This is a genomic window from uncultured Clostridium sp. (assembly GCF_937920395.1).
Lineage (GTDB): Bacteria > Bacillota > Clostridia > Clostridiales > Clostridiaceae > Clostridium_AD.
The window spans coordinates 22965-45688 of record NZ_CALEVF010000280.1 but is presented as its reverse complement, the minus strand read 5'-3'; the positions used below and the strand labels follow the sequence as shown (position 1 = coordinate 45688).

Here is a 22724-nt window from a genome sequence, read left to right as displayed (position 1 = left end):
GAAAATTGGTTTGGGATTAAATCATTTCAATCCACGCCCCTATGTTAGGAGCGACGTAATAGCTATGGCAGGTGATAAGGTAGTAATGGATTTCAATCCACGCCCCTATGTTAGGAGCGACTTGTTTTGGATTATCTACTTCAAAATGTCTGTATATTTCAATCCACGCCCCTATGTTAGGAGCGACTGTTCTTTATCCTTAATTTTACTTAGATCCATAATTTCAATCCACGCCCCTATGTTAGGAGCGACAATTCCCACTGTTTTAATTGATTTAATAGCTAAAATTTCAATCCACGCCCCTATGTTAGGAGCGACTCAATTTCTTCTGTAGTTTGTTTGCGAACACCTTTATTTCAATCCACGCCCCTATGTTAGGAGCGACTTGCACTGACTGCTGCAAGTGTTGTAGTGAGTTTATTTCAATCCACGCCCCTATGTTAGGAGCGACAGAATCAAAACCTTTAACTATTCAACAAATCATAATTTCAATCCACGCCCCTATGTTAGGAGCGACCAGTTTAACCAATATTCCTTTTCTTATATATGTATTTCAATCCACGCCCCTATGTTAGGAGCGACACAGTTTAGACAAAGTGATATATAGCGGTGATTCGATTTCAATCCACGCCCCTATGTTAGGAGCGACAGCAAAAATAACCCAAAATCCTTTAAATTTATGAGAATTTAAGATATTTTTACATTTTTCTTCTTAATTTATATCCCTCCTATCATATATCACACTTTTAACAAAGATTTTTTACTATATTTATGGTGCGAAGGCTCCACTATTTTATGTTTGCTTAACATACGCACTAAATTATAAGTGTACCTTCAATATCAATTGATTCTTTTGCACCTATATGCACAATCTTATTTTTATAATTGTTCCCTAAATAATAAAATCGCAAACTATCTTTATCCTTATCAATGATTTTCTCAAGCTTATGCTCAACCTCACGGCATTGGGCTGCATCCAATACACACTCGAAAACTGAGTTTTGAACACGCTGACCGTAATTAACACATTGTTTTGCCACCTGACGCAACCGTTTCATCCCACTTGGCGTTTGTGTATTTACATCATACGTTATAAGCACTAACATTTTATCACCTACTTCCACATAAATGGAGGATATCCGTCCAAATCACCACGAATAAACCTACCCAATAGCATTGCCTGAACATATGGTACGAGTCCCCATTCTACTTTTTCTTGCAAAAATGGATGCGTAATTTTCTCTTGCTTCTTGCTTTGCCAAGCTTTCAATATGCTTTTTCTTGTCTCATCATCCATATTAACTGCTCCATTTTCCTTTTGTGTAAAACCTTTTGAATTTACTTCCCTTTTGTTTATTAATGATATAACAAATCTATCTGCATAAACTGAACGTAACTCTTCCATCATATCAAGAGCTAGTGAAACTCTACCCGGTCTATCACGATGTAAAAATCCTACGTAAGGATCCAATCCAACTGTTTCCAATGCCGCTGCAACATCGTGTGCTAAAAGCGTATATACAAATGATAACATCGCATTAACATTGTCTAGAGGTGGACGTTTATTACGACAATGAAAATAAAAAGATTCTTTTTGTTGAAGAATTAGATCGTCAAATACGCTAAAATATTGCGAAGCTGCTTCCCCCTCATATCCTCTGAGCTGATCTAAATTTTCACTTTGTTCAACTAATGAAAGCGAATTTACAAGAGTTTTAGAAACTCCTTTTAACTTATCAACGTCAAGTCTTATTGCATAATCACGAGTTGCACGTTCAATAACCCAACGCGCATTATAAATTTTTCCTATAATAAAGTTTTTAGCTATTTTATTACTTTCCTCATTACTGTCTGAAAGCCTATACTGAGCCTTTCTTAAAGTAACATTACCCCTAACCTCACCAACTACTCTTGCAAGGAACCTACCACTTTGTTTCATAAAACTTAATGCAATGTTATGTTTTGCACATGCACCCATTAATGCTGGACTTGCACCAGTATAACCAAAAGCCACAATCCCTTCAAGATTGTGTAATGGAATTCTTGAAATTTCTATTTGTTCTTTTAAAATCACAATATTTCCTCCATCAAGGGATAAATAAGTATTTGGAGATGTAACATAAAGTGTATTTAGTAGTTTTCTCATTCTTCCACCTCCAAAATATTTTTCTTAATATAATTAAGGGCAGATGGATTTTTACATAACTTCGGCATGCAAACCTCAGTAAGTGAACACGCTTTACAGCTTTTAGATATTTTAACTTTAGGTGTATATCTTCTATCATATAATTCATGCATTTCTTTAAAAATAATTTTCACATGATCACGTAATTCATTATCAAATACGATTTTAAGTCTACGTTTTGTTTCCCCATAAAACAAATATGCTTCAGGAATCTGGCATAATAACATTTCCTCAATACACATAGCCTGTGCACATAATTGTAGAACATCTGATGCATCTTCTTTTGGTTTCCCACGCTTATACTCTACAGGAACTGGCTTATATTTCCCAGTCCTTCCAAATATATTTACCCCCTGCGAATCCTTATGTAGTTCAACTACATCACAAGTTCCAGTTATTCCAAGTGTATACGAGAATATTTTCATCCCACGGGAAATAATTATATCTCCACGTTTTTCTTTTACAGTATCATCATGTGTTTTCTCATGAAGAATTTCGCCCTCAATTGTTCGAAGATTTTCTTGCCATTGCTGTTCTATGTGTATCAATGCCCACTGACGTTTACAAAATTCAAAATGTTGTATCCCAGACAACAGCAAAAAATCATCTTCTTTATATTCCATCATATATTTCTGGTATTAGCCCATCTAATGTTTCATTAGAAATATTATAATCATTAATACTCTTTGGTATATCTACAATTGGTACAACTTGCAAACTTCTATGCACCTTTGCAGAAGAATATTGACCCATTTGTGCATTATGTTTCCACCAATAAACCTTACATACTTCCATGCTTCCATCAGGGCGAGCAGATGAACAGTCATTTTCAAAAAGTGTTATTAATGACTTTTTAATAAGTTCACTATCCTCTTCACTAAAACCTGTCTTTGTTGCTAATTGAATATTAATACTTCCATAAATCACATAAACGCCAAATTCAACTCTATGCTTCATACCCATTGTATCTGAACTTTTCTTATCTGGGTCTTTCTGAGTTTCTCCATTAACACTTTTTGTTATTTGCATACTTGATATCTCAATTGGTGAAACACTTACAGCACAATGGATTGAAACCGGTCCCCTTATCCCAATTGAAACAGAATTATCAGCTCCTGCTTTAAATGCAAATACTTGACCAAAACTTCTAACATCAATCCATTTTTCACAAGCTATTTTCGCATAATTTTCTTTGTCTTTATTTGATTTTTTTAGTTCTGGGCAACCTTCAGCCCTATCTTTAAGACTTCTAAAGCCATCTGTTCTTCTCTCATCTGATTGAACAAATATCTCCTCGCCCATGTCTTGAAGGCGATTACGAATTTTTCTTTTGATGCAAACATCAGAAATCTCACCAAACCCATCGTAGTTTTCTCTAGGTCTATTTCCGTTTAATGGGTCTCCATTAGGATTTGCATTTTTAGCTGAAATAATAACCGCAAAATCAATCTTATTTACAAAATTACTCATATTAAATCTCCCCTTCGTTTGTTTTTTGTAATTTCTTTTTTGCATTTTCTTCTATTCTTTTATTTTTTTCATCAATAAAAACTTGTCTTTGGCAATAATAACCTAAGATATAACTGTCATCTAATTTCTTTTGACTTGTAAATTCTTCATATGGTAACATAGAATTTATCTTTGTCATTAGTTCCGTTAAACTTGTGCCCTTTAACCCTAACCTTGCCATATATGGCTTAAGCTTATCTGTAATAATACCCCATGTTTTATAAGGATGAATTTTAAATTGATGCATTAGTCTTTCTGCATTCGTCTCTCTTTTTTCACCAACCGTATATAACGCATATTCTTCAATTTGCTGTGCTACCGCTAAAAGCCTGCCAAAAATATAACTTCTATCCATCTGATTTTCATCAAGTGACATTGACCATTCCTCCTTAAATTTATCATATCTATATTTTTTCACTAATGCACAAGTTATTGTTAATACTTTCTCCCATTCCCACTTTTCCATTGAAACTGGATTTGAAGCACGGTTTATTACTGAATTTACAAAATCATAAGGTATCCCAGCACCATCAATAATACATTGTAATAATCTTTCTACAGTTGATTTTTTTAACTTATCATTCACTTTATCCCCATAACATGCTAAAGCTATATCCTTAGGAGATGGAGCACCGATAAAAGTAATTGGCTTAAATTTCAATTTTCCTTTTTCATCAACACCATCGGATATTTTTTTATACGAATGCTTCCAAATACAAGTCTTATGCCAGTTTTCAATCCTATTTAAGAAATCCATACCATCAAGTTCGCGATAATATGTGATAGATAGTCTTCCTGTTGTTGCGGCATCTAGTCCCATAATAATTATTTCAGCTTTTATAGCTAAATCACAACCATAACCTGCAATAGCACTATTCAACCTCTTTGCAAACTCCTTTTCGGTTGAAATAGCAGCTGGCTCTTCTTTACCAAACATACTATCTTGCGTATCGCACAAAGGGTCAGGAATATCTTGATTTTTAGTGCCCCAGACTATAATCACCTGATCACCATTTTTATAACCTTGTTTTTCTATAAGCCATCGTAATGCACTATGTGCCTTTTGTGAAGTTTCGTAACCAATACTCACAACTTTATTTTTGTCATCTTCCCCACCAAGCCGTCCTCGATATGTAAACCCACTAGCATCATTTGCCGAAATAAGTTTTGCCTTATCTCCTGTATGTCTAATCTTTGCAGGATGTTTTACTGAACAAGGAATGACTTGTCCCTTTACATAACACAAATCTACCTTTTCTTTAAGACTTAAATAATAATTAATATAACTTTCATAAATATCTTTATCAAGCCATACAGCAGATTCATCTTCACCCAAAATTTCCACCCTAAATCTTATGAAAGCATCACTTTGATCACCTACTCCAAGCTTCACACCTTGTTTAAGCCCACCATTATCATCACATATCAATATCTTCTGATGTATTAAATCTGATATAAGTGCTTTCTTTTTTAAATAACATAAAATTGCATTAACTTTTCTATTAGAGTAAGGTGAATTACACCAATCCTCAAGTTTCCCTATATAATTTTCGTAAAATTTTTCACCTTTTTTCTTCTCTACATACTTGCTATAATCACCAGCAACATATTGCAATTTATCGCAAAGTGGGTGCGGTAAATTTCCATTCCCCCTTGCAGCCGAATCTTCATTTACAGGAATAATTGTAATAACTTCATTTTTTTCAAGTAGCCTTGCCCTTAGGAATTTACCCTCTCCATTAATAGCAACTTCTATTTGCGCATTTTGCGTTGAATGGGAAATTGGAAGAAGCGTAATTCTCTTCTCATCTGTTCCAGGAACCCCCACTTCACTTTTGCAATTCTCATAAGTATCATAAAGTTTCTGTATCCAGCTCAATAATCTCCCCCTCCTTTTCAAATTCCTCATAACCACTGAAATTATTTTCATCAAACACCTTAGGTTTCATTGATGATAGCTCACGTTTTATAGTACATTCATCAGGTCTTATAAATTTGATATAACCATTGTTCATTATTGGTGTCCAAAGCCGAGCCGTTAGTACATCTTCCCCTGTTTCATCCGGATAATCAAAGCCATGAAACATTAGCCCAAAGGAAAGCGACCCATAATTGTCATAATCCCCCTCTCCTTCTCCAAATTTGCATGGTTCAACATATGCTTGACACTCCCTGGTTCCTAAGAAAACATCCCTTCTACCACCACATTTGATCATTCTTTTAGAAATTAAATAATGCTTATTCTCATTTCTGTCCTGCTCTAAATTAGGACGATTATAGTTCCATTCAAAATGAGCTCTTACTTGATATTCAACATTTGCCAGATACGTATAAATGGACAGCGTATTCCCTCCACTAAAGTTTACGGGTCGTATTCCCTGTGATTGAGTTTTAATTAGATTAATTACTCTAACTTCGTCAATTATCCATCTTAGTGTAGGCTTCCAATATACACTCTCAAGCATTCCCTTTAATGCTTGATAAGTCGGTACTTGATATGAGAATTTTTCTCCTCCAATTCTATTTATAGGATCGCTAAAAAGTGCGTAACGCCCACTAACTTTAAATTCAACAATATTTTCTCTTTCCACTTACCTCAACCTCCTCAAAAATTACAAAATTCCATTGGTGCATTTTCAAATGTTACCCCTGCATCTTCCGTATAGAATTCTTTTCTAAGAGCAATTATTGCATTATCTTTTAACCCAATAAGACCTCCCATTTGTTCAAGTTTTCTTTTATCTGTTTCATATATATTCACCGAAAACTGCTGTGCTTTCTTTAAATACTGTTTTAATTCTCCTAAACTACATTGACCATTTATAAGAGCTATAAGCTCCTCACCTTCTTCATATGGAACAATGACACCTGTTGTATTCTGATCAATTACTTGAAAGTCTTTACCTGCAGTTTTAAATCCTTGTTTTAACATTAATTTTGATTTACAACCATTCCTACTATTAAATGCATTACCGCCCTCATTATTTACAGATAATAAATCATACATTGAATTATCATTGTCTGGCTTAGGTAATGTATAATCCATCTCTGCACTTCTATTATAGTAATAGTACTTATAATATCTTTCCATGGTTTTGGGTGAAAGAAGATCATTATCAAATACATTTGGGTTTTCTTTATATTCATCAAGAACTCTCTTTGTACATTCCTGTCCCTCTTTTATATCCACCAGTTTGCTAACGTTTTCTCCATCAACATTAACTATATAAACATCACTACAAGAACTTTCTCCATGACGATTACATCTACCTGCTGCTTGCGCTATACTATCAAGTCCAGCAAGAGACCTCACCACACACCCAAATGAAATATTTACACCTGCCTCTATTAACTGAGTACTTACACAAATTATCCTCTGATGCCCCAACTTTTTTCTCATATCTTTTAAAATTTTTATTCTATGAGAAGGGCACATATTAGTACTCAAGTGAAAAATTAAATACTGTTTTTCTTTAGGTAAATCTACATTTGCTTTTTTCAATTCATTAAAAACTTCTTTTGCAGCATTCTTAGTATTGAAAATTGCTAATACACTAGCTAGCTTGTGATTAATCTCCATTTCGTTATCTAACTTTTCCATAATTTCTAAAATAAATTCCTTCATTGCTGATACACTGTACCCTTCAATAATCCTTTTATCCACCAAATTTACACGTTTAAATTGTTTGAATTTCTCATGTATATCCGTAATTATATTAGCATTTTCACTCAGCATTAAAGGCATTTTTGTTGTGGATAAAAGTGGTTGCGTAGCTGTACAAAGTATAATTGTCGCATTACAGATGTTTGAAAGAAAATTTATTGCACTATTAAACATGTTAATACACTTGATAGGTATTGCCTGAATTTCATCAAATATTATAATTGAATTTGCAAGGTTATGCATTCGCCGAACGCCTTGCGTACCTCCACTAAATAAAGTATCAAGGAACTGTACCATTGTAGTAAGAATAATAGGACTATCCCATCTCTCCGTTAAAAGTTTATAATCCTCCTGCTGGTTATCTACAACAAGATTTGAATGATGTTCTAGAATTACATCATCACGGCATAAAATATCCTTTATATCCTTAGCGTTTTGATCAATAATAGTAGTAAAAGGAATAATATAAAAAATTCTATCTTTATTAAATTTCTTTGCATGCCCTAGAGCATACCTTAAACTAGAAAGGGTTTTTCCTCCTCCTGTTGGCACAGCAAGCTGATATATTCCTGGTTTATTTTTGGCAAAATTTTTACATGCTATAGAAACTTCTTCTCTCAATAAATCTATTTTAGTTATTTTGGGATAACTTTCTAGTTTAGTTTCTAATTTATCCACAAGTTCATTCCATAAAGCTGATTTATCAATACTTTTTTTCTGATCTTTTCCTTCCATAAATGTATATGTGTCATATCTATCCGCATCAATAACACAACTAAAAAGGTATTTTTGAAGCATTCCAGCTGCGAAATGCCCAAATTTAGCAGTTCCATCTATCTTATTAATGTTTGTAAAAACAAATTTTATTTCATCCTTTGATTTATTGAACAGATCTTTAATGTGTTCAATTCCCGAATATTCTGACTTAAAATTACGTAGAGCTTCCTCATACAAAATATCTTTATCCGTTTCCATTTTATTAGTAAATATATCAATGCCCTTTAAGTCTAAACAATCTATAAGTCCTCCATGATGAGAACAAATAGCCAATGAAATAAGCTGTGCTGTGAACTTTTGGAACATATCAGTTGTATTATAGAAATTATCATAAATAAACTTTGCACCTGCTGTAGAGTGATTTATTGTTCCCCTGAGGGATTTATCACTTGGGTGCGATGAGGAATAATGTATATATTTATCAAATTTATGTGTTTCCTTTCCCATATCATGAAGAATACCAATTAATTCTCCTGTAGCCTCAAGCGAAATTTTTGCACCATATTTCATAGACATTTTAGAAACATTATCCAAGTGTTCCTTAACACCTTGTTCCTTTAATGTAATTGGATTAATGTGAGCGCATAACATATGATACCTCCTTGATAATTATTGACTTCACCTGTGTATTTTTGTATATAGAACATATTTTCACAAATCTTCTTAAAATGCTAAATAATGAAAACTATTATAAATATACTATAACCTTTTTTATTCTATTTTTCCATTAATTTTCATAATTTACTTTTATATATTTTTTTAGCATATTATATCTTAAAAACAGAAAAAATGCAATTATTTTAAATGCAATATTTAGTATTATACAAAAAATACTAAATACAGGAATATATTAAAATTTAATAAATAATATTAAATGGTAAATAAAAATAATAAGTACATCCTTACCGTTTACTAATAACAGAAGGATATACTTATTATTTCAATTAATTAAGAATGAAGGATGTGTTTTCCAGTTTAAGCTTCTTTATTCAACAAATTTATCGAATTATTATAATGTGAAGATTTGTTTTTCATATAAATATTCTAGGGTTTTCGAAAGTCATTAACCCTGACATAATACAAACACCATCTGCGCCTGCATTAATAGCTTTTTGAGCATTTGTAGGAAGAATACCACCAATAGCATAAACAGGAATATTTACGCAACTACAGACCTCTGATAAAAAGTTTAAACCTCTAGGTGGAATGTCTTTTTTACAGTCAGTAACAAATATATGACCTGCTATAATATAAGTTGCACCTAAACTAGCAGCTTCTCTTGCTTCATTTACGCTGTGGATAGACACTCCAACTTCATTAAATTCTTTGCATATATCTGGCTTAGATTTTAAAACATGTAAAGGCAGATGAATCTTTTTACAATTAAGTTCTGTTGCTACTTTATAATAAGTGTGTAATATACACTCTGTATTATTTTTTTTACATATTTTTAATACCTTAGTTGCTAAATCCTTATAATCATTTTCAGATAAATCTTTTTCTCTAAGTACTACACTCACAGACTTAACCAAAGCATTTTTTTCATTTAATAAGCATATATTTTGTATCTGCTGTAAAAAGTCATTCTTACAAAGATGACGATTGGTAATAGCAATCAATTTATACATATATATAATCACTCATAACTGATTGAAGACCATGATCCTTAATTACATCAGATATTTCCGATACTGTACGTGGGTCCGAAATCTCAAATTGTTCATCACCTTTAGCCTCTTCATTATCTATATGACCACCTATTCCAACACAAACTCCTGCTGAAATTTTAGTTGCTGCAAGTCCAATTACATTATCCCGAAAACCAGCACGTTCACGAGTTGATATAGTAATGTTTGCAAAAGGCAAAAATATTCTATATGCAGTAATTATCTGTAGCAGCTGCTTTTCATGAACATCTTTGGGATTGATTTTATCATTATTTATTATTGGACATAACCTTGGACATGAAAGCGCAATTTCAGCATGTGGATACTTACGTTGAAGAAGGTATGCATGAAGTCCTGTTGCGAAAGCATCCTTTCGAAAATCATCTAGTCCCAGTAGTGCAGCAAATCCAACACCTCGCATTCCACCTTTTAATGCTCTTTCCTGTGCGTTAAAACGATAAGGGAAAATACGTTTGTGTCCCTCTAAATGTAATGTTTCATATTTATCTGAATTATAAGTTTCCTGAAATACTGTAACAAAATCTGCACCACATTTATGTACATATGCATATTCATCTGAGTTCATTGGATATACTTCAAGACCAACTACCTTAAAATATTTTCTAGCTATTTTGCAAGCTTCACCAATATACGAAACATCAGACATACTACGACTTTCACCAGTAAGAATTAATATTTCTTGTAGTCCACTTCTCGCAATACTTTGCATTTCCTTTTCTATTTCATCGAAATTAAGTCTCGCACGCTTAATTTTATTATAGCGGTTAAACCCACAATAAATGCAATAGTTTTCACAATAATTAGCAATATAAACTGGAGTAAACATATAAACTGAATTGCCAAAATGCTTATGTGTCTCTACTTTAGCACGCTTAGCCATTTCCTCAAGTAAAGGTAATGCTGCAGGTGATAATAAAGCTGCAAACTCTTCAATATCTAATACGTCTTTCTTAAGAGCCATAAGCACATTTTGAGCTGTATATTTTTCAGAATCGTATGATTTCATTTTTGAGATAACCTGATCCATAACATTAGAATTAGTCTCTTCCATGCCTTCCATATATTTCATATGATCGATACGTTGTTCCATTTAAATCTCCTCCTTATTCTTCAATAAATCCAGTTAATGGTGATGAAGCGCAGGCCCCATTATAAATTACACTACCAATCCCTGAAAGATATGCTCCTCTTCCAGCTTCTATTGCCTTCTTAAAAGCATCCGCCATAGCTGGAATATTACCTGCCGTAGCAATTGCAGTATTAGCCATAATAGCCGAAACTCCCATTTCCATAGCTTCACAAGCCTGAGATGGCCTCCCAATTCCTGCATCTACAATAATTGGAAGTTCAATTTCATCAATTAATATTTTAATAAAATCACGTGTACATAACCCTTTGTTTGATCCAATAGGTGCAGCAAGTGGCATAATAGCAGCCGCTCCAGCATTTACCATATCTCTTGCAATATTTAGATCTGGATACATATAAGGCATTACTATAAAACCTTCTTTTGCAAGGATTTCAGTAGCTTTTAGTGTTTCATAATTATCTGGCAGCAAATATTTTGAATCACGAATAACTTCAATTTTAATAAAATCTCCGCATCCAATCTCGCGTTCTAGACGTGCAATACGAACTGCTTCCTGCGCATTACGAGCCCCTGATGTATTTGGAAGTAATGTAACATTTTTAGGTATATAATCTAAAATATTAGCACTGCCGCCCAAATTAGCACGACGTAATGCTAAAGTAATAATCTGCGCACCAGCATTTTCAACAGCTGCATTTATTAGATCAAGTGAATATTTTCCAGATCCTAATATAAATCGTGAACTAAATTCATGTCCACCTATAATAAGTTTATCAGTATTATTTTCCATGTTTTTTTCTCCTTTATTTTACATACCTTTATTTTATTACCATTAATTTTATATTCAAATCAGCCGCCTCCTACAAAACTCATAACTTCAATAACATCACCATCAGTTAATATTTTTTCTTCATATTGAGTTTTTGACACAATATAATTGTTACATTCAACTGCAACACAAGAAATTTTATAACCTTCTCGTACTAGATAATCAGATAACTTTAAATTATCAGCATTGCTTATTTCGTTACCATTTACGTAAATCATAATTCCACCCCCCGAAATTTGTATACAACAAAAAAGGTCACACAAAGACCTACACCCGTGGTGGTGTACCCCTTTGTGTGACCTTAGTCATCACTCTTTAAAACATTGTACCAACATAATTATATAATGTCAATGTAGTTTTATAAGATAAATAGCACATTTCATTTGAAATATCGCTTAATTTATTACTAGATAACTTGAGTTTCTTCTGATATAAAAATTCAAATAAATTAATTTAATTGTATATTATTAATAAAATGTATATTATTTTCAATACTTTAATTATATGCTATAATGTAAGATACTATAATTGTTAGGGGTGAAATTTGAATGGTTGATTTGACTGAACTTAAAAAAATGTGTAATAATTGTGCAAAATGTGATTTACATAAAACCAAAACGAATATGGTTTTCGGTCAAGGAGATATTCATACCGACTTAATGTTTATTGGTGAAGCTCCAGGAGAGCAGGAAGATTTATCTGGTATACCTTTCGTAGGTAAATCCGGTCAACTTTTCAATAAAATTCTGACTTCGGTTGATATTTCTAGAGAAGAAATCTACATCGCAAATATTATAAAATGTAGACCACCCAAAAATAGAAATCCACTAGATATAGAAAAAATATCTTGTCTACCCTTTCTTCGAAATCAAGTTAAATTAATTCATCCAAAAATAATTGTATGCCTAGGACGAGTTTCAGCCCAAAGCATTATATCCCCAAATTTAAAAATTACAAAGGAGCACGGCATTTGGTTTTATAGAAAAGGCTATTTTTTAATTGCAACTTATCATCCTTCTGCACTTTTACGTGATCCATCTAAAAAGCGAGATACTTGGGAAGATTTTAAGACGATTAAGACGAAATATGATGAGGTTAGTGAGAAAAAATAGACCTTACTATCAACTCCTCTAAATATCTAGTCAAATTTGCTTTTAAAATGTCTATTGTAATTTAAAATTCAGAAATCATCTATTTACTTATATGTTGAGTTTTATAAAGCTCGGCATATACACCGTTTTTTTCCATTAAACATTCGTGATTTCCATCTTCAATAATATTTCCACTATCAAATACAAGAATTCTATCTGCATTTCTAACAGTAGACAATCTATGAGCAATAACAAAGGTTGTTCTTCCGATTATTAGATTATCAAAAGTTTCTTGTATTTTAGCTTCAGTAACACTATCAAGGGCAGAAGTTGCTTCATCTAAAATTAAGAATGGTGGATTTTTTAGAAATATACGAGCTATAGAAATACGTTGTTTTTGTCCACCAGAAAGCATTGCACCACGTTCACCAACAAAAGTATTAAATCCATCAGACATAGCAATAATATCATCATAAATTTCAGCCTGTTTTGCTGCTATTGCAACTTCCTTAGGAGTAGCTTCAGGTCTACCGTATCTAATGTTTTCAAGAATACTATCAGCAAAAAGGAACACGTCTTGTTCTACAACTCCAATATTTTTATGCAATGATTCTTGTGTAATATTACGTATATCTACATGGTCAAGCAAAATTTTCCCTTCATCAACATCATAGAACCTGGGAATCAATTTACATAGTGTTGATTTTCCTCCACCCGATTGACCTACGACTGCAATTGTTTCACCAGGGTCGACGTGAAGAGAAATATTGTGTAATACTTGAATCCCTTTTTTATAAGAAAAACTAATATTTTCAATATCTAATTCGCCTTTTACTCTGCCTATCTCTATAGCATTAGGATCATCTTTCATTTCAGTTTCAGTACGCATCATATCTACAAAACGTACAAGTCCAGCTCCACCTGTTGCAAATAGTTCAGCAAAGTTTGAAAGTTTTCTAATTGGAGTTATAAAAGTGGCAATATATAAGGTAAAAGTGATTAAATCAATTTGATTCATTTGTCCTTTCATAATTAATATACCACCTACTAAGATAACGGTTGCTGGCAAAATACAAAGAAAAAATTCCATTGAAGCATTGAAATATCCCATAGCCTTATAGAATTTGGTTTTAGATGTTTTGAAAGCATCATTTGATTCACTAAACTTATCAAATTCTGAATTCTCATTTGCAAATGCTTTCGCTGTTTTCATGCCTGAAATTCCTGATTCAATATTTACATTTATAGAAGCTGTTTTTTCTTTCACTTCAAGAGAAGCTTTTGACATTTCAGAACGTCTATACCATACAACTAATAGAAATATAGGCAAGATTAAAGCAATAACCAAAGTTAATTTCCACTGAATAGTAAATAAGATACCTAGTGATCCTATTATTGTCAATGTTGATATAAAAACATCTTCAGGACCATGATGAGCAAGTTCAGTTATATCAAATAAATCTGCTGTCAATCTACTCAGTAGTTGACCGGTACGGTTTCTATCAAAGTATCCATAAGACAATTCCTGCATATGCTTAAATAAATCGCTTCTTATATCTGCTTCTACTAATACACCAAAAGTGTGACCATAGTAGGTTATTATATAGTAGAAAAAAGCTCTTAATGTATATGCAATTAACATAATCACCATAATAGTTATAAAAGTTTTATAAGCATTAATAGGTAATAGATCATTTAGAGAATAACGAGTTATTGCTGGAAATGATAAGTCGATAACAGCAATTAAAAATGCACATGACATATCTAATATAAATAAATTCTTGTGTGGTTTAAAATATGAGAAGAATATTGAAACTAGAGATCTTTTTTGAAATTCTTTTGTATCCATTTTAGTTGTTTTCCTTTCTTTTATGCATCTTGATTTTTCTTTAAGTATAACATATTTATGTCCTAGTCAATCTAAATTATCCTTATTTATCAGTGCTTCCTGTCAACTTAATTTTTACACTCTTGACATCAATACGACTGTCTCCACGTGGGGGTATGTTAGAACATATCTTCTTCCTTTTATTAATAAGTATTATATTTATTAAATTAATTCTATTTTCTGCTTTCAAAACATCCTGTAAAATTATGACACAATGCATCTCTTGGTATACTTGGTTTCATTTTTCGTTTTCCTTTCTTATCTAGAACAACGCCTTGCATATACACAAAAAAACAATAAAAGCCCTGGAATTCGAGGGTTTTCCATTGCATCAAAATTGTTGCTGTCTTATGGTGGATGCGAGGGGTGTCTAAATATATCACAGTCCGTTGACAGAACTGACTTATATAAGTAATCTCTAAAATATAATAAATACCTACAGTTATTCTTGGATTAACCGATAATATAATAAATATAACTATTAAGGGGATTACAAAATGGCAAATGAAATGTATTCAATAAAAACAGATACAGCAAAAAAAAGATTTATTATAGAATTAAAAGGATTTTTTCAACTAGAAAAAGCGGAACAGTTTGTAAAAGACTATAACTTAGCACTAGCACAGTTTAAGCCAGGTGAGTATTCATTCCTTATTGACGCAAGATCTTTGGCAGTGCTTAAGCCAGAAATTCTTCCAGTTCTTTCTCAGTGTTACCAATTATATACTTCAAGCGGATTTAAGAAAATGGTATTTGTTGAACCAACAGTTATATCTGCAAAAATGCAAGTAAAAAGAATTGCTAAAGAATCTAATCTTTCAGCATTATTTGTTTCTTCACTAGAAGACGCAGAAAAAGAACTATAAAATAAATATTCTATTAACAGAGAAGATATACGAACTTTTGTATATCTTTGCTTTATTTTACCATCAGATTTTAAGGAGTGATTACTAACGAATAATATAGGTGTAAAAATAATAAATGCAGCAATTTACCATCCAGAAATTAAAGTAGATAATAGTTATTTCATAAAGCATTTTCAGGAGCTTAATAAAGATATACAACCATTATTTGATAATTTAGGAAGAAAATCACGCTATTTAGCTTCCGATAATGAAAATGCTTTAACAATGGCTATTGAAGCTTCCAAGAAAGTACTATCTACTTCGAATTTATTAGGATCAGATATCGATTTAATTGTTTTCACATCTTCAACCCCTGAATATATTGCACCTTCTAATGCTGTTAAAATCCATCATGCTATCAATGGAAAGGCCTCTGCATGTGTATATGATACAAATTCTAATTGTGTAGGAATGATTGTCTCCCTCGATCAGCTATATAATAGTATTATGAATAACCCCACCATGAAACGTGTTCTCCTAGTGGGGTCCGAGCATATTAATCATCATTCTAAGGATAGCGATGAAATAACCTACTCTAACTTTGGTGATGCAGCAGTTGCTATTATTCTTGAGCGTTGCGAAGAAGCTAATCATGGTGTTATAGGTAACGCTTATTATACTGATAGTTCTTACCACGATACAATTCTTATGCCTGAATGTGGCTATTCCAATATCTCAGAAGTAGATAATTCATGTAAGAAACTTCTATGGAATCCCTTCAATACTGATGAAGCCTTTATAAGTGCCGAAAACTCTATTGAATCTATCTTAGCCAATCATAATTTAACTAAGAAAGATGTTAAACGATATTTTATGTCTCAATTTTCTAAAAATAATATAGATAAGTTATGTACCAATCTCCATGAAGATATCTCTAAATTTACTTATATCGGTGACGAATACGGTTATACTGGTTGTACCAGTCCATTTATAGCTTTTGCTACTGCTCTTTTAAATAACGAGATTCACTCAGGAGACCTAGTGATTTTCTGGTCAGTCGGTGCAGGGATCACTTCCTGCTGTTTAGCCTTTAGACTCTAACTACTCCTCTATTTTATGAAATATGGGTACATGGAGATTCTATAAGCACCAACAACATCTAGATAATATTTTGTTATACTGATTAGACCTAGATTTTCTAGGTCTTTATCTTTATATGCAATATTCATAATTGGCCTATTGGATATTCTCCAATAACTTCTTCGTGTATTTGAGTGCTCCCAAGCCTTTTGTTTTTATAGACCTCTCTCTTTTTAAGTTACTTGAATCTAGTTCTAACCATTTATCTAGCCCTTTCATTCACCCAATTTATATACCACATGATGCTACTTTTCTTTAATACTAATCTGCTTTGTTCGAGCTTCATTTATTTCTGAAACCATATTTTTAAATTTCTCCGCAGCTTCCTCTTTTTCCTTTAGTAATTTATTAATTCGCTCATTAAAGCTTTCTTGTAATTCCTGCATCTTTAATTGTTGCTGCTCTTTCAATTTTAAAAGTTCTTTCTCCATTTGGAAGATTGCTCTTTCCTTTTGCATTTCAATGTCTAATTTAGCTTTTGACTCAAGTTCATCTATTTTATTCTTGTTAATTTGATTTAATTCATCTACTTGGTTTGCTATTCTTCTAGCTTCCTCATTTTTATTTGATAAGTCCTGCTTAAATTGTATGTTTTCATTTTTTAGTTTATCAATTTCTGTTTTTTGAATTAAAATTTCATCTTTATATTTAACATATTTTTCATTGGTTTCATTTAGCTTTAATATTTTTTCACCTTGCATGTTATTTAGTGTTTTCAAACTCTTAGTATTTTCTTGTAATTCCTTAACAATATGTTTATTATCAGATTGGTCTTTCTCAAGCAAAGTAATCCTCTTATTCTCTTCTTTTTTCTCTTCTTTTAATGAAATAATGTTTTCATATAGCTTTTTAACTTCTTTCTCTTTATCTACTAATTCATTTCTGTGAACATTTTTTACCTCTAAAGCTTTTATATTATTTCTTTCTACTATATTTATATATATATCGGACATTCTGTTTGTTATTGTTTGTAATTCATTTATATCTTCGGACATACTACTGTCTTCTTCTCTTGCTCTATTTAATTCATAGTATTTAACTACTTGTTCCATAAATTCTTTATTGTTTATTCCCTCACTTTGAGCTAATTCATTAAACTTTTGTTTTACCTCGTCACTTATTCTTACGCTTAATATTGCATCCATTGTATCCGTCCTCTCTTAATGCGGTATTTTATAAAATTAATCCCATTATTTACATATTAGAAGCTATGTATAACTGAAAGACAGCTATTTCCTCATAAAATTTCATTATATCTATAATATCATGAAGAATATTTGTATGGGCAAATTTTTATCAATTTATTTGATAGTATAATTAAAAATTATTATTAATACTTACAATTCAATGTTTTGTATACATTTGTATACTATTAAATTTAAAACGTTTATTTACGTAAACATAATGTTTACAATACAAGTATACCATAAAATAAAGAAAATCACTGCTAAAATGAGTAAAAAAGCCAAATTTAAAGTAAAAGCAAAACCATTCAATATAACTTTTATTATATTGAATGGTTTTATTTGAAATAAATACAGAAATTTTTAATAAAACCATAACTATTATAATATATAAAAAATGGTATGCGCCGATATTTAATGATATTAAGCAACTAAAGTTTAGCGTCAAAAAGAGGAAGCAACATATATCTTGGGTAATGCAAATAATTGTTAAATTAAGTCCTATAAACTAATATAAAAAGGGTAAGTCAAATGATTTATACCTATCATTTGACTTACCCGTTATACTATTATATTTAATATTAAAAAAACGATATAAATTATAATGTACCTTATACATTAGTGATGTTTATTTAAAATAAAATAGAATTTAACTCCCATGTCTGTGTTTGCTACCCCACAACTACCACCATGAAGTAATATAATGTTTTTAACTATTGAAAGTCCTAGTCCAGTACCTCCAAGTTTTCTAGTCCTTGATTTATCTATTTTATAGAAAGTATCCCATATTTTATCCGTTTCAGTTTCATCAACTTTACTTCCAGTATTCTCAACTTCAACGCAAACATTGTCATCTCTATCTATCATTGTCACAGTTATCGAGCCACCATTGTTAGTATGTCTTATTGCATTAGTCATATAATTCGTTAAAACTTGTTCTATTCTGTTCCAATCAGCAGTTACTTTTATGTTTTGAACTAAATTCACACTAAGTTTAATGTCCTTTTCATTAAGTAGGGATGAAAATTTCTTTGCAAGCGGTTTTACTAGTTCATCTATATAAAAATCTTCTTGAATCAAATTAAAATTTCCTGACTCTAGTTGAGATAAATTTAGCATGTCTGATACTAAGCTATTCATTTTTCTTGATTCATCCATTATCACATCTATAAAATATTGTTTCTCCTCTCCTTCTAAAATATCATCATTTAATGCTTGAGTATACCCTTCTATAAGTGTTATAGGTGTTTTAAGTTCATGAGAAACTGCTGCCACAAAGTCTTTCCTCATTTCTGTTAATTTTTTCTCTTTTTCAATGTCTTTTTCTAACTTTGAATTAGCATCTTTAAGTGATGTTAACGATTCATTTAAATTTTCTGAAAGGAGGTTAAGCGAAGTCGCTAAAGCACCAATTTCATCATTACTTTTTACCACACATTTTTCTGAAAAATCAAGTTTTGCCATTTTGCTTGCTGTTTTAGTTATTTTTATCAATGGTTTAGCAATCATATTTGAATATATTAAAGACAGGAATAAAATTATTACTATGGCTCCTATATAAAAATAATAGTAAAATTCCTTAATAACTTGAACTGCTTCATTTACCGGTTGTAATGAAGTATATACATATATAAATTCATCTTTTTTTTCATCATAAGAAATGCCGGCAACACTGTAGGAAATGCTAGCCTCACTTTCTTCCGAATCTAGGTTATTATCAGTAAGAAAGATCAAAGGTTTTTTATCTTTTTTGAATTTATCAACCCCACCTAAAGTTTCTATTTGAGTTGACATTAGTTGATCCATACTTCTTGCTTTTATAGAGTCCTTTCTTACGTCAACTGTTTTTGTAAGATATTTTAAATTACCTGCTTTATCTCTAATAATTATTTTATAATTATTTTGATCTTCAAAACTACTAATTAAGCTAGTCTCCTCGTCATTTGTTTTAAGTAAACTATATTTTTCTCTAAAGTTAACGAGGTCATGAGACAAAGTGTCCTTTTTCCATTTTATATAAAATTGCCCGAAAAATGCAGATTGAACTATTAAATTAGTTGTTATGAAAACCACAAAAACTATAGAAGTTATTGCGAAAAGTTTTCTTGTAATGCTTTTTTTACTTTTCATTTCTCACCTCGAATTTATATCCTGTTCCTCTCACGGTTGATATAAGGTAAGACTTTTCACCTAACTTTTCTCTTAATCTTTTTATAACAGTATCCACGGTTCTTAAATCTCCAAAATAATCAATACCCCATAAAGAGTCCAATATTTTTTCTCTGCTTAACACAATCCTTTTATTAAGTATAAAATAGTTTAATAGTTCAAATTCTTTTGGCGATAGGTTTATTTCTACATCATCTACTGTAACCTCATGGCTTAAATTATCAACTACGAGCCCGTCAAAGTTGTCTTCTTCTTTTACAACACTTTCAGTACTATAAGTTCGTCTTATAATTGCTTTAACTTTAGCGACTAGTAACTTTGGAACGAAGGGTTTTGTAATATAATGATCGGTACCTAATTCAAAGCCTAATAATTCATCATCTTCCTCAGATTTAGCAGTAAGCATTATAACTGGAATATTAGAAGTCTTTCTTATTTCCTTGCATACATCCCATCCATCCATAATAGGCATCATTACATCAAGAATAACTAAATCTACCGAGTTTTTATTAAAGACATTTATAGCTTCTCTTCCATTTTCAGCTTGCAGAATATTATATTGTTCCTTCCTTAAATAAATGGATACAAGATTTCTAATTCTTTCTTCATCATCAACTATTAAAATAGTTTCCATCATATAAATTCTCCTTAATCATAAATTTAAATCTTAAATATAAATAAATCATTTGAAATCTATTGTTTTTTATAATACAAATAATAATGTCTTATTTTCTTTTTAATGCAATTTTTTTTATTCTTATCTCTATAATAAAGATACAGTATGGCACTTAAATGGCGAATATGCTAACAAAGTGTGAACGAAGTTTATAACTGGTCAGTTCTATGAAAATAAAACGCATCTAATCTAGTAACTTTTCTAAATTACTTCTAATCTTAACAAAAAAAGCATAAAAATAACATAGCTATTTCTTTATTCATAGTATACTTAGCTTGTACAACTTATTATGACAAAGATATCAGCTTATATGTATTATATATATATCTATATAAGGAGGTTTTTATATGCTTAATGGTGCTAAGATTAGAGAATTAAGACTTACTAAATCCTTAACAAGCAAAGATATATCAACTTTATCTAAGAATTTAAGTGTACATGTATCACAGACTTATTTAGAAGAACTTGAACGAGGAAGCAAAAAAAATCCATCTTTTAATATAATTGAAACAATAGCAACTATCCTATGTGTTAATATAGACGAACTTAGAAGAATTTAAGAAACGTTAAGAGGTGAATTAACTATAAAGTTAATTCATCTTAACTTTAGTTTGATTCAATACAATCCCATTCTCCAAAGAATTGATCTAAATATGTCATCATAAATTCATGTCTTTCTTCTGCCATAGTTTTGCCTGATTTAGTGTTCATTAAATCTTTTAGTAATAAAAGTTTTTCATAAAAATGATTAATAGTAGTATCAACACTTCCCTTATATTGATCAAAATCTTTATATTTCTGTGGTTTAATATCTGGATTGTATAGTTCTCTCTTTTTATATCCACCATAAGCAAAAGCTCTTGCAATTCCTATAGCACCAATTGCATCTAATCTATCAGCGTCTTGAACCACCATGCCTTCAATTGTTTCTTGTTTAGAATTGGTTGTTCCACCTTTAAAAGACATAGTTCGTATTATATTAGTAATTTTATTAATAATAGCATCATCAACATTTAAACCCTCTAACCAATCTTTTGCAAGTCTAGGTCCAATATCACTATCACCATCATTAAATTTCCAATCCGCAATGTCATGTAATAAAGCAGTTAACCCAACAACAAATAAATCGGCCCCTTCTTTTTTAGATATATAAATTGCAGTTTTGTAAACTCTCAATATATGAAAGAAATCATGACCTGTTCCTTCCCCTGCTAGTTTACTTTTTACGTATTCCATTGTTTTATTTATAATTAGTTCCTTATCCATTAAACCGCCTCCTTTGTAATAAATATATATTAATTGACTTTCAAAATCATTAATGATATTATTATTATTGTAAACCATTAATATAAAAAAGTTTACAATGGTTAATAAACTACATTGGCTTATTTAGACATTGTATAATTCAATTTAAGCTTTAGGAGGAATATATTTTGAAATTATCGACTCGAGATTTGATAATTGCTGCATTATTTACAGCACTAACGGCAGTTGGAGGAATTTTGTCTATACCTCTAGGCCCAGTACCTATAACGCTTCAAACTTTCTTCGTTATTTTATCAGGAATTATACTAGGTTCCAAATTAGGAGCTTTATCTCAAATTACATATGTTGTTTTAGGCTTAATTGGATTACCTATTTTTTCTGGTGCTTATGGAGGCCTTGGCGCCATAGTAAGACCTTCTTTCGGCTTTCTCATAGGCTATATTATTGCAGCTTATGTAATTGGAAAACTTACTGAAAAAGATAAGTCTCTTTCTAAAATAATATATTCAGTTATTTTGGGAAGTTTTATAATTTATATTATTGGTGTACCCTATTTCTATTTTATTTTTACAACTTATATAGGAAAAAGCATAAACTTTTATGAAGCTCTAAAATACGCTTGTATACCATTTATACCTGGCGATATTATAAAAGCAGTAATTGCAATAATATTATCCAAACAATTGATTCCTAGATTATCAAAATATTCGAATTAATATAATA

At 31.2% G+C, this 22724-nt stretch carries 22 protein-coding genes and 1 CRISPR repeat array; of the genes, 5 read left to right on the top strand and 17 right to left on the bottom strand.

Annotation, left to right across the window (positions count from 1 at the left end; all coding sequences use genetic code 11):
* Nucleotides 1-23: 23 nt before the first annotated feature.
* A CRISPR array of direct repeats spans nucleotides 24-649; the repeat unit is 32 nt; unit sequence ATTTCAATCCACGCCCCTATGTTAGGAGCGAC.
* Nucleotides 650-815: 166 nt separating this feature from the next.
* From cas2 to thiS, 11 genes are all read right to left on the bottom strand, one after another.
* The gene (gene cas2, locus Q0649_RS17915) at nucleotides 816-1106 is read right to left on the bottom strand and encodes a CRISPR-associated endonuclease Cas2 (protein ID WP_298845232.1); all 291 of its coding nucleotides are present in this window, start codon (nucleotides 1104-1106) and stop codon (nucleotides 816-818) included.
* A gap of 8 nt (nucleotides 1107-1114) precedes the next feature.
* Complete coding sequence (gene cas1c / locus Q0649_RS17910; RefSeq protein ID WP_298845230.1) at nucleotides 1115-2146, bottom strand: type I-C CRISPR-associated endonuclease Cas1c; 1032 nt, start codon at nucleotides 2144-2146, stop codon at nucleotides 1115-1117.
* Nucleotides 2143-2808 carry a CRISPR-associated protein Cas4 gene (cas4, locus tag Q0649_RS17905; protein ID WP_298845240.1) on the bottom strand — a complete coding sequence of 222 codons (666 nt, stop codon included), beginning with the start codon at nucleotides 2806-2808 and terminating at the stop codon, nucleotides 2143-2145. Before cas4 ends, cas1c begins: the two co-directional genes overlap by 4 nt.
* Nucleotides 2798-3655 carry a type I-C CRISPR-associated protein Cas7/Csd2 gene (gene cas7c, locus Q0649_RS17900; protein WP_298845226.1) on the bottom strand — a complete coding sequence of 286 codons (858 nt, stop codon included), beginning with the start codon at nucleotides 3653-3655 and terminating at the stop codon, nucleotides 2798-2800. Before cas7c ends, cas4 begins: the two co-directional genes overlap by 11 nt.
* A gap of 1 nt (nucleotide 3656) precedes the next feature.
* Nucleotides 3657-5573, bottom strand: coding sequence for a type I-C CRISPR-associated protein Cas8c/Csd1 (gene cas8c, locus Q0649_RS17895; RefSeq protein WP_298845223.1), 1917 nt, complete (start codon nucleotides 5571-5573; stop codon nucleotides 3657-3659).
* On the bottom strand, nucleotides 5548-6285 hold the full coding sequence (gene cas5c / locus Q0649_RS17890) for a type I-C CRISPR-associated protein Cas5c (protein WP_298845220.1): 738 nt from the start codon (nucleotides 6283-6285) through the stop codon (nucleotides 5548-5550). Before cas5c ends, cas8c begins: the two co-directional genes overlap by 26 nt.
* Nucleotides 6286-6299: 14 nt before the next feature.
* The gene (gene cas3 / locus Q0649_RS17885; RefSeq protein WP_298845218.1) at nucleotides 6300-8726 is read right to left on the bottom strand and encodes a CRISPR-associated helicase Cas3'; all 2427 of its coding nucleotides are present in this window, start codon (nucleotides 8724-8726) and stop codon (nucleotides 6300-6302) included.
* Between the two features lie 440 nt (nucleotides 8727-9166).
* Nucleotides 9167-9763, bottom strand: a complete 597-nt coding sequence (locus tag Q0649_RS17880) for a thiamine phosphate synthase (protein ID WP_298845215.1) — start codon at nucleotides 9761-9763, stop codon at nucleotides 9167-9169.
* Complete coding sequence (gene thiH, locus Q0649_RS17875) at nucleotides 9756-10913, bottom strand: 2-iminoacetate synthase ThiH (protein WP_298845212.1); 1158 nt, start codon at nucleotides 10911-10913, stop codon at nucleotides 9756-9758. The genes Q0649_RS17880 and thiH overlap by 8 nt, the downstream gene beginning before the upstream one ends.
* Before the next feature lie 13 nt (nucleotides 10914-10926).
* Nucleotides 10927-11703, bottom strand: a complete 777-nt coding sequence (locus Q0649_RS17870) for a thiazole synthase (RefSeq protein ID WP_298845209.1) — start codon at nucleotides 11701-11703, stop codon at nucleotides 10927-10929.
* Between the two features lie 59 nt (nucleotides 11704-11762).
* A complete protein-coding gene (gene thiS, locus Q0649_RS17865) occupies nucleotides 11763-11960 on the bottom strand; it encodes a sulfur carrier protein ThiS (RefSeq protein WP_298845206.1) in 198 nt (65 codons plus the stop codon).
* A gap of 330 nt (nucleotides 11961-12290) precedes the next feature.
* Between thiS and Q0649_RS17860 the strand changes: the two genes are divergently transcribed.
* On the top strand, nucleotides 12291-12854 hold the full coding sequence (locus tag Q0649_RS17860; protein WP_298845203.1) for a uracil-DNA glycosylase family protein: 564 nt from the start codon (nucleotides 12291-12293) through the stop codon (nucleotides 12852-12854).
* Between the two features lie 79 nt (nucleotides 12855-12933).
* Here the strand turns inward: Q0649_RS17860 and Q0649_RS17855 are convergent, their stop codons facing one another.
* On the bottom strand, nucleotides 12934-14682 hold the full coding sequence (locus Q0649_RS17855) for an ABC transporter ATP-binding protein (RefSeq protein WP_298845201.1): 1749 nt from the start codon (nucleotides 14680-14682) through the stop codon (nucleotides 12934-12936).
* 536 nt (nucleotides 14683-15218) lie between these two features.
* On the opposite strand from Q0649_RS17855, the gene Q0649_RS17850 reads away from it, so the two are divergent.
* Both Q0649_RS17850 and Q0649_RS17845 read left to right on the top strand, forming a co-directional pair.
* Complete coding sequence (locus Q0649_RS17850; RefSeq protein ID WP_298845199.1) at nucleotides 15219-15587, top strand: hypothetical protein; 369 nt, start codon at nucleotides 15219-15221, stop codon at nucleotides 15585-15587.
* Between the two features lie 321 nt (nucleotides 15588-15908).
* Complete coding sequence (locus Q0649_RS17845; RefSeq protein ID WP_298845237.1) at nucleotides 15909-16667, top strand: 3-oxoacyl-[acyl-carrier-protein] synthase III C-terminal domain-containing protein; 759 nt, start codon at nucleotides 15909-15911, stop codon at nucleotides 16665-16667.
* Between the two features lie 135 nt (nucleotides 16668-16802).
* On the opposite strand, the gene Q0649_RS17840 is transcribed toward Q0649_RS17845, so the two are convergent.
* From Q0649_RS17840 to Q0649_RS17825, 4 genes are all read right to left on the bottom strand, one after another.
* Entirely contained in the window at nucleotides 16803-16925 is a 123-nt protein-coding gene (locus tag Q0649_RS17840) for a hypothetical protein (RefSeq protein WP_298845196.1), read from the bottom strand.
* A gap of 26 nt (nucleotides 16926-16951) precedes the next feature.
* Entirely contained in the window at nucleotides 16952-17851 is a 900-nt protein-coding gene (locus tag Q0649_RS17835; RefSeq protein ID WP_298845193.1) for a hypothetical protein, read from the bottom strand.
* A gap of 657 nt (nucleotides 17852-18508) precedes the next feature.
* On the bottom strand, nucleotides 18509-20020 hold the full coding sequence (locus Q0649_RS17830; RefSeq protein ID WP_298845190.1) for a HAMP domain-containing sensor histidine kinase: 1512 nt from the start codon (nucleotides 20018-20020) through the stop codon (nucleotides 18509-18511).
* Nucleotides 20010-20696 carry a response regulator transcription factor gene (locus Q0649_RS17825; protein WP_298845187.1) on the bottom strand — a complete coding sequence of 229 codons (687 nt, stop codon included), beginning with the start codon at nucleotides 20694-20696 and terminating at the stop codon, nucleotides 20010-20012. Before Q0649_RS17825 ends, Q0649_RS17830 begins: the two co-directional genes overlap by 11 nt.
* Nucleotides 20697-21082: 386 nt before the next feature.
* Here Q0649_RS17825 and Q0649_RS17820 point away from each other — a divergent pair, with 386 nt between their 5' ends.
* Nucleotides 21083-21295 carry a helix-turn-helix domain-containing protein gene (locus tag Q0649_RS17820; RefSeq protein ID WP_298845184.1) on the top strand — a complete coding sequence of 71 codons (213 nt, stop codon included), beginning with the start codon at nucleotides 21083-21085 and terminating at the stop codon, nucleotides 21293-21295.
* A gap of 46 nt (nucleotides 21296-21341) precedes the next feature.
* On the opposite strand, the gene Q0649_RS17815 is transcribed toward Q0649_RS17820, so the two are convergent.
* Complete coding sequence (locus Q0649_RS17815) at nucleotides 21342-22001, bottom strand: HD domain-containing protein (protein ID WP_298845182.1); 660 nt, start codon at nucleotides 21999-22001, stop codon at nucleotides 21342-21344.
* A 167-nt stretch (nucleotides 22002-22168) separates the two neighbouring features.
* Between Q0649_RS17815 and Q0649_RS17810 the strand changes: the two genes are divergently transcribed.
* On the top strand, nucleotides 22169-22717 hold the full coding sequence (locus tag Q0649_RS17810) for a biotin transporter BioY (protein ID WP_298845179.1): 549 nt from the start codon (nucleotides 22169-22171) through the stop codon (nucleotides 22715-22717).
* Nucleotides 22718-22724: the final 7 nt, after the last annotated feature.

What these genes read in the sequence shown, in the direction of transcription:
- Q0649_RS17840 (WP_298845196.1), bottom strand. Translation starts at nt 16,925, where the DNA reads ATGAAAGGGCTAGATAAATGGTTAGAACTAGATTCAAGTAACTTAAAA.
- thiH (WP_298845212.1), bottom strand. Translation starts at nt 10,913, where the DNA reads ATGGAACAACGTATCGATCATATGAAATATATGGAAGGCATGGAAGAG.
- Q0649_RS17880 (WP_298845215.1), bottom strand. Translation starts at nt 9,763, where the DNA reads ATGTATAAATTGATTGCTATTACCAATCGTCATCTTTGTAAGAATGAC.
- cas7c (WP_298845226.1), bottom strand. Translation starts at nt 3,655, where the DNA reads ATGAGTAATTTTGTAAATAAGATTGATTTTGCGGTTATTATTTCAGCT.
- Q0649_RS17825 (WP_298845187.1), bottom strand. Translation starts at nt 20,696, where the DNA reads ATGATGGAAACTATTTTAATAGTTGATGATGAAGAAAGAATTAGAAAT.
- Q0649_RS17830 (WP_298845190.1), bottom strand. Translation starts at nt 20,020, where the DNA reads ATGAAAAGTAAAAAAAGCATTACAAGAAAACTTTTCGCAATAACTTCT.
- Q0649_RS17860 (WP_298845203.1), top strand. Translation starts at nt 12,291, where the DNA reads ATGGTTGATTTGACTGAACTTAAAAAAATGTGTAATAATTGTGCAAAA.
- cas1c (WP_298845230.1), bottom strand. Translation starts at nt 2,146, where the DNA reads ATGAGAAAACTACTAAATACACTTTATGTTACATCTCCAAATACTTAT.
- Q0649_RS17855 (WP_298845201.1), bottom strand. Translation starts at nt 14,682, where the DNA reads ATGGATACAAAAGAATTTCAAAAAAGATCTCTAGTTTCAATATTCTTC.
- cas4 (WP_298845240.1), bottom strand. Translation starts at nt 2,808, where the DNA reads ATGGAATATAAAGAAGATGATTTTTTGCTGTTGTCTGGGATACAACAT.
- Q0649_RS17815 (WP_298845182.1), bottom strand. Translation starts at nt 22,001, where the DNA reads ATGGATAAGGAACTAATTATAAATAAAACAATGGAATACGTAAAAAGT.
- Q0649_RS17835 (WP_298845193.1), bottom strand. Translation starts at nt 17,851, where the DNA reads ATGGATGCAATATTAAGCGTAAGAATAAGTGACGAGGTAAAACAAAAG.
- cas2 (WP_298845232.1), bottom strand. Translation starts at nt 1,106, where the DNA reads ATGTTAGTGCTTATAACGTATGATGTAAATACACAAACGCCAAGTGGG.
- thiS (WP_298845206.1), bottom strand. Translation starts at nt 11,960, where the DNA reads ATGATTTACGTAAATGGTAACGAAATAAGCAATGCTGATAATTTAAAG.
- cas3 (WP_298845218.1), bottom strand. Translation starts at nt 8,726, where the DNA reads ATGTTATGCGCTCACATTAATCCAATTACATTAAAGGAACAAGGTGTT.
- Q0649_RS17850 (WP_298845199.1), top strand. Translation starts at nt 15,219, where the DNA reads ATGGCAAATGAAATGTATTCAATAAAAACAGATACAGCAAAAAAAAGA.
- Q0649_RS17820 (WP_298845184.1), top strand. Translation starts at nt 21,083, where the DNA reads ATGCTTAATGGTGCTAAGATTAGAGAATTAAGACTTACTAAATCCTTA.
- Q0649_RS17870 (WP_298845209.1), bottom strand. Translation starts at nt 11,703, where the DNA reads ATGGAAAATAATACTGATAAACTTATTATAGGTGGACATGAATTTAGT.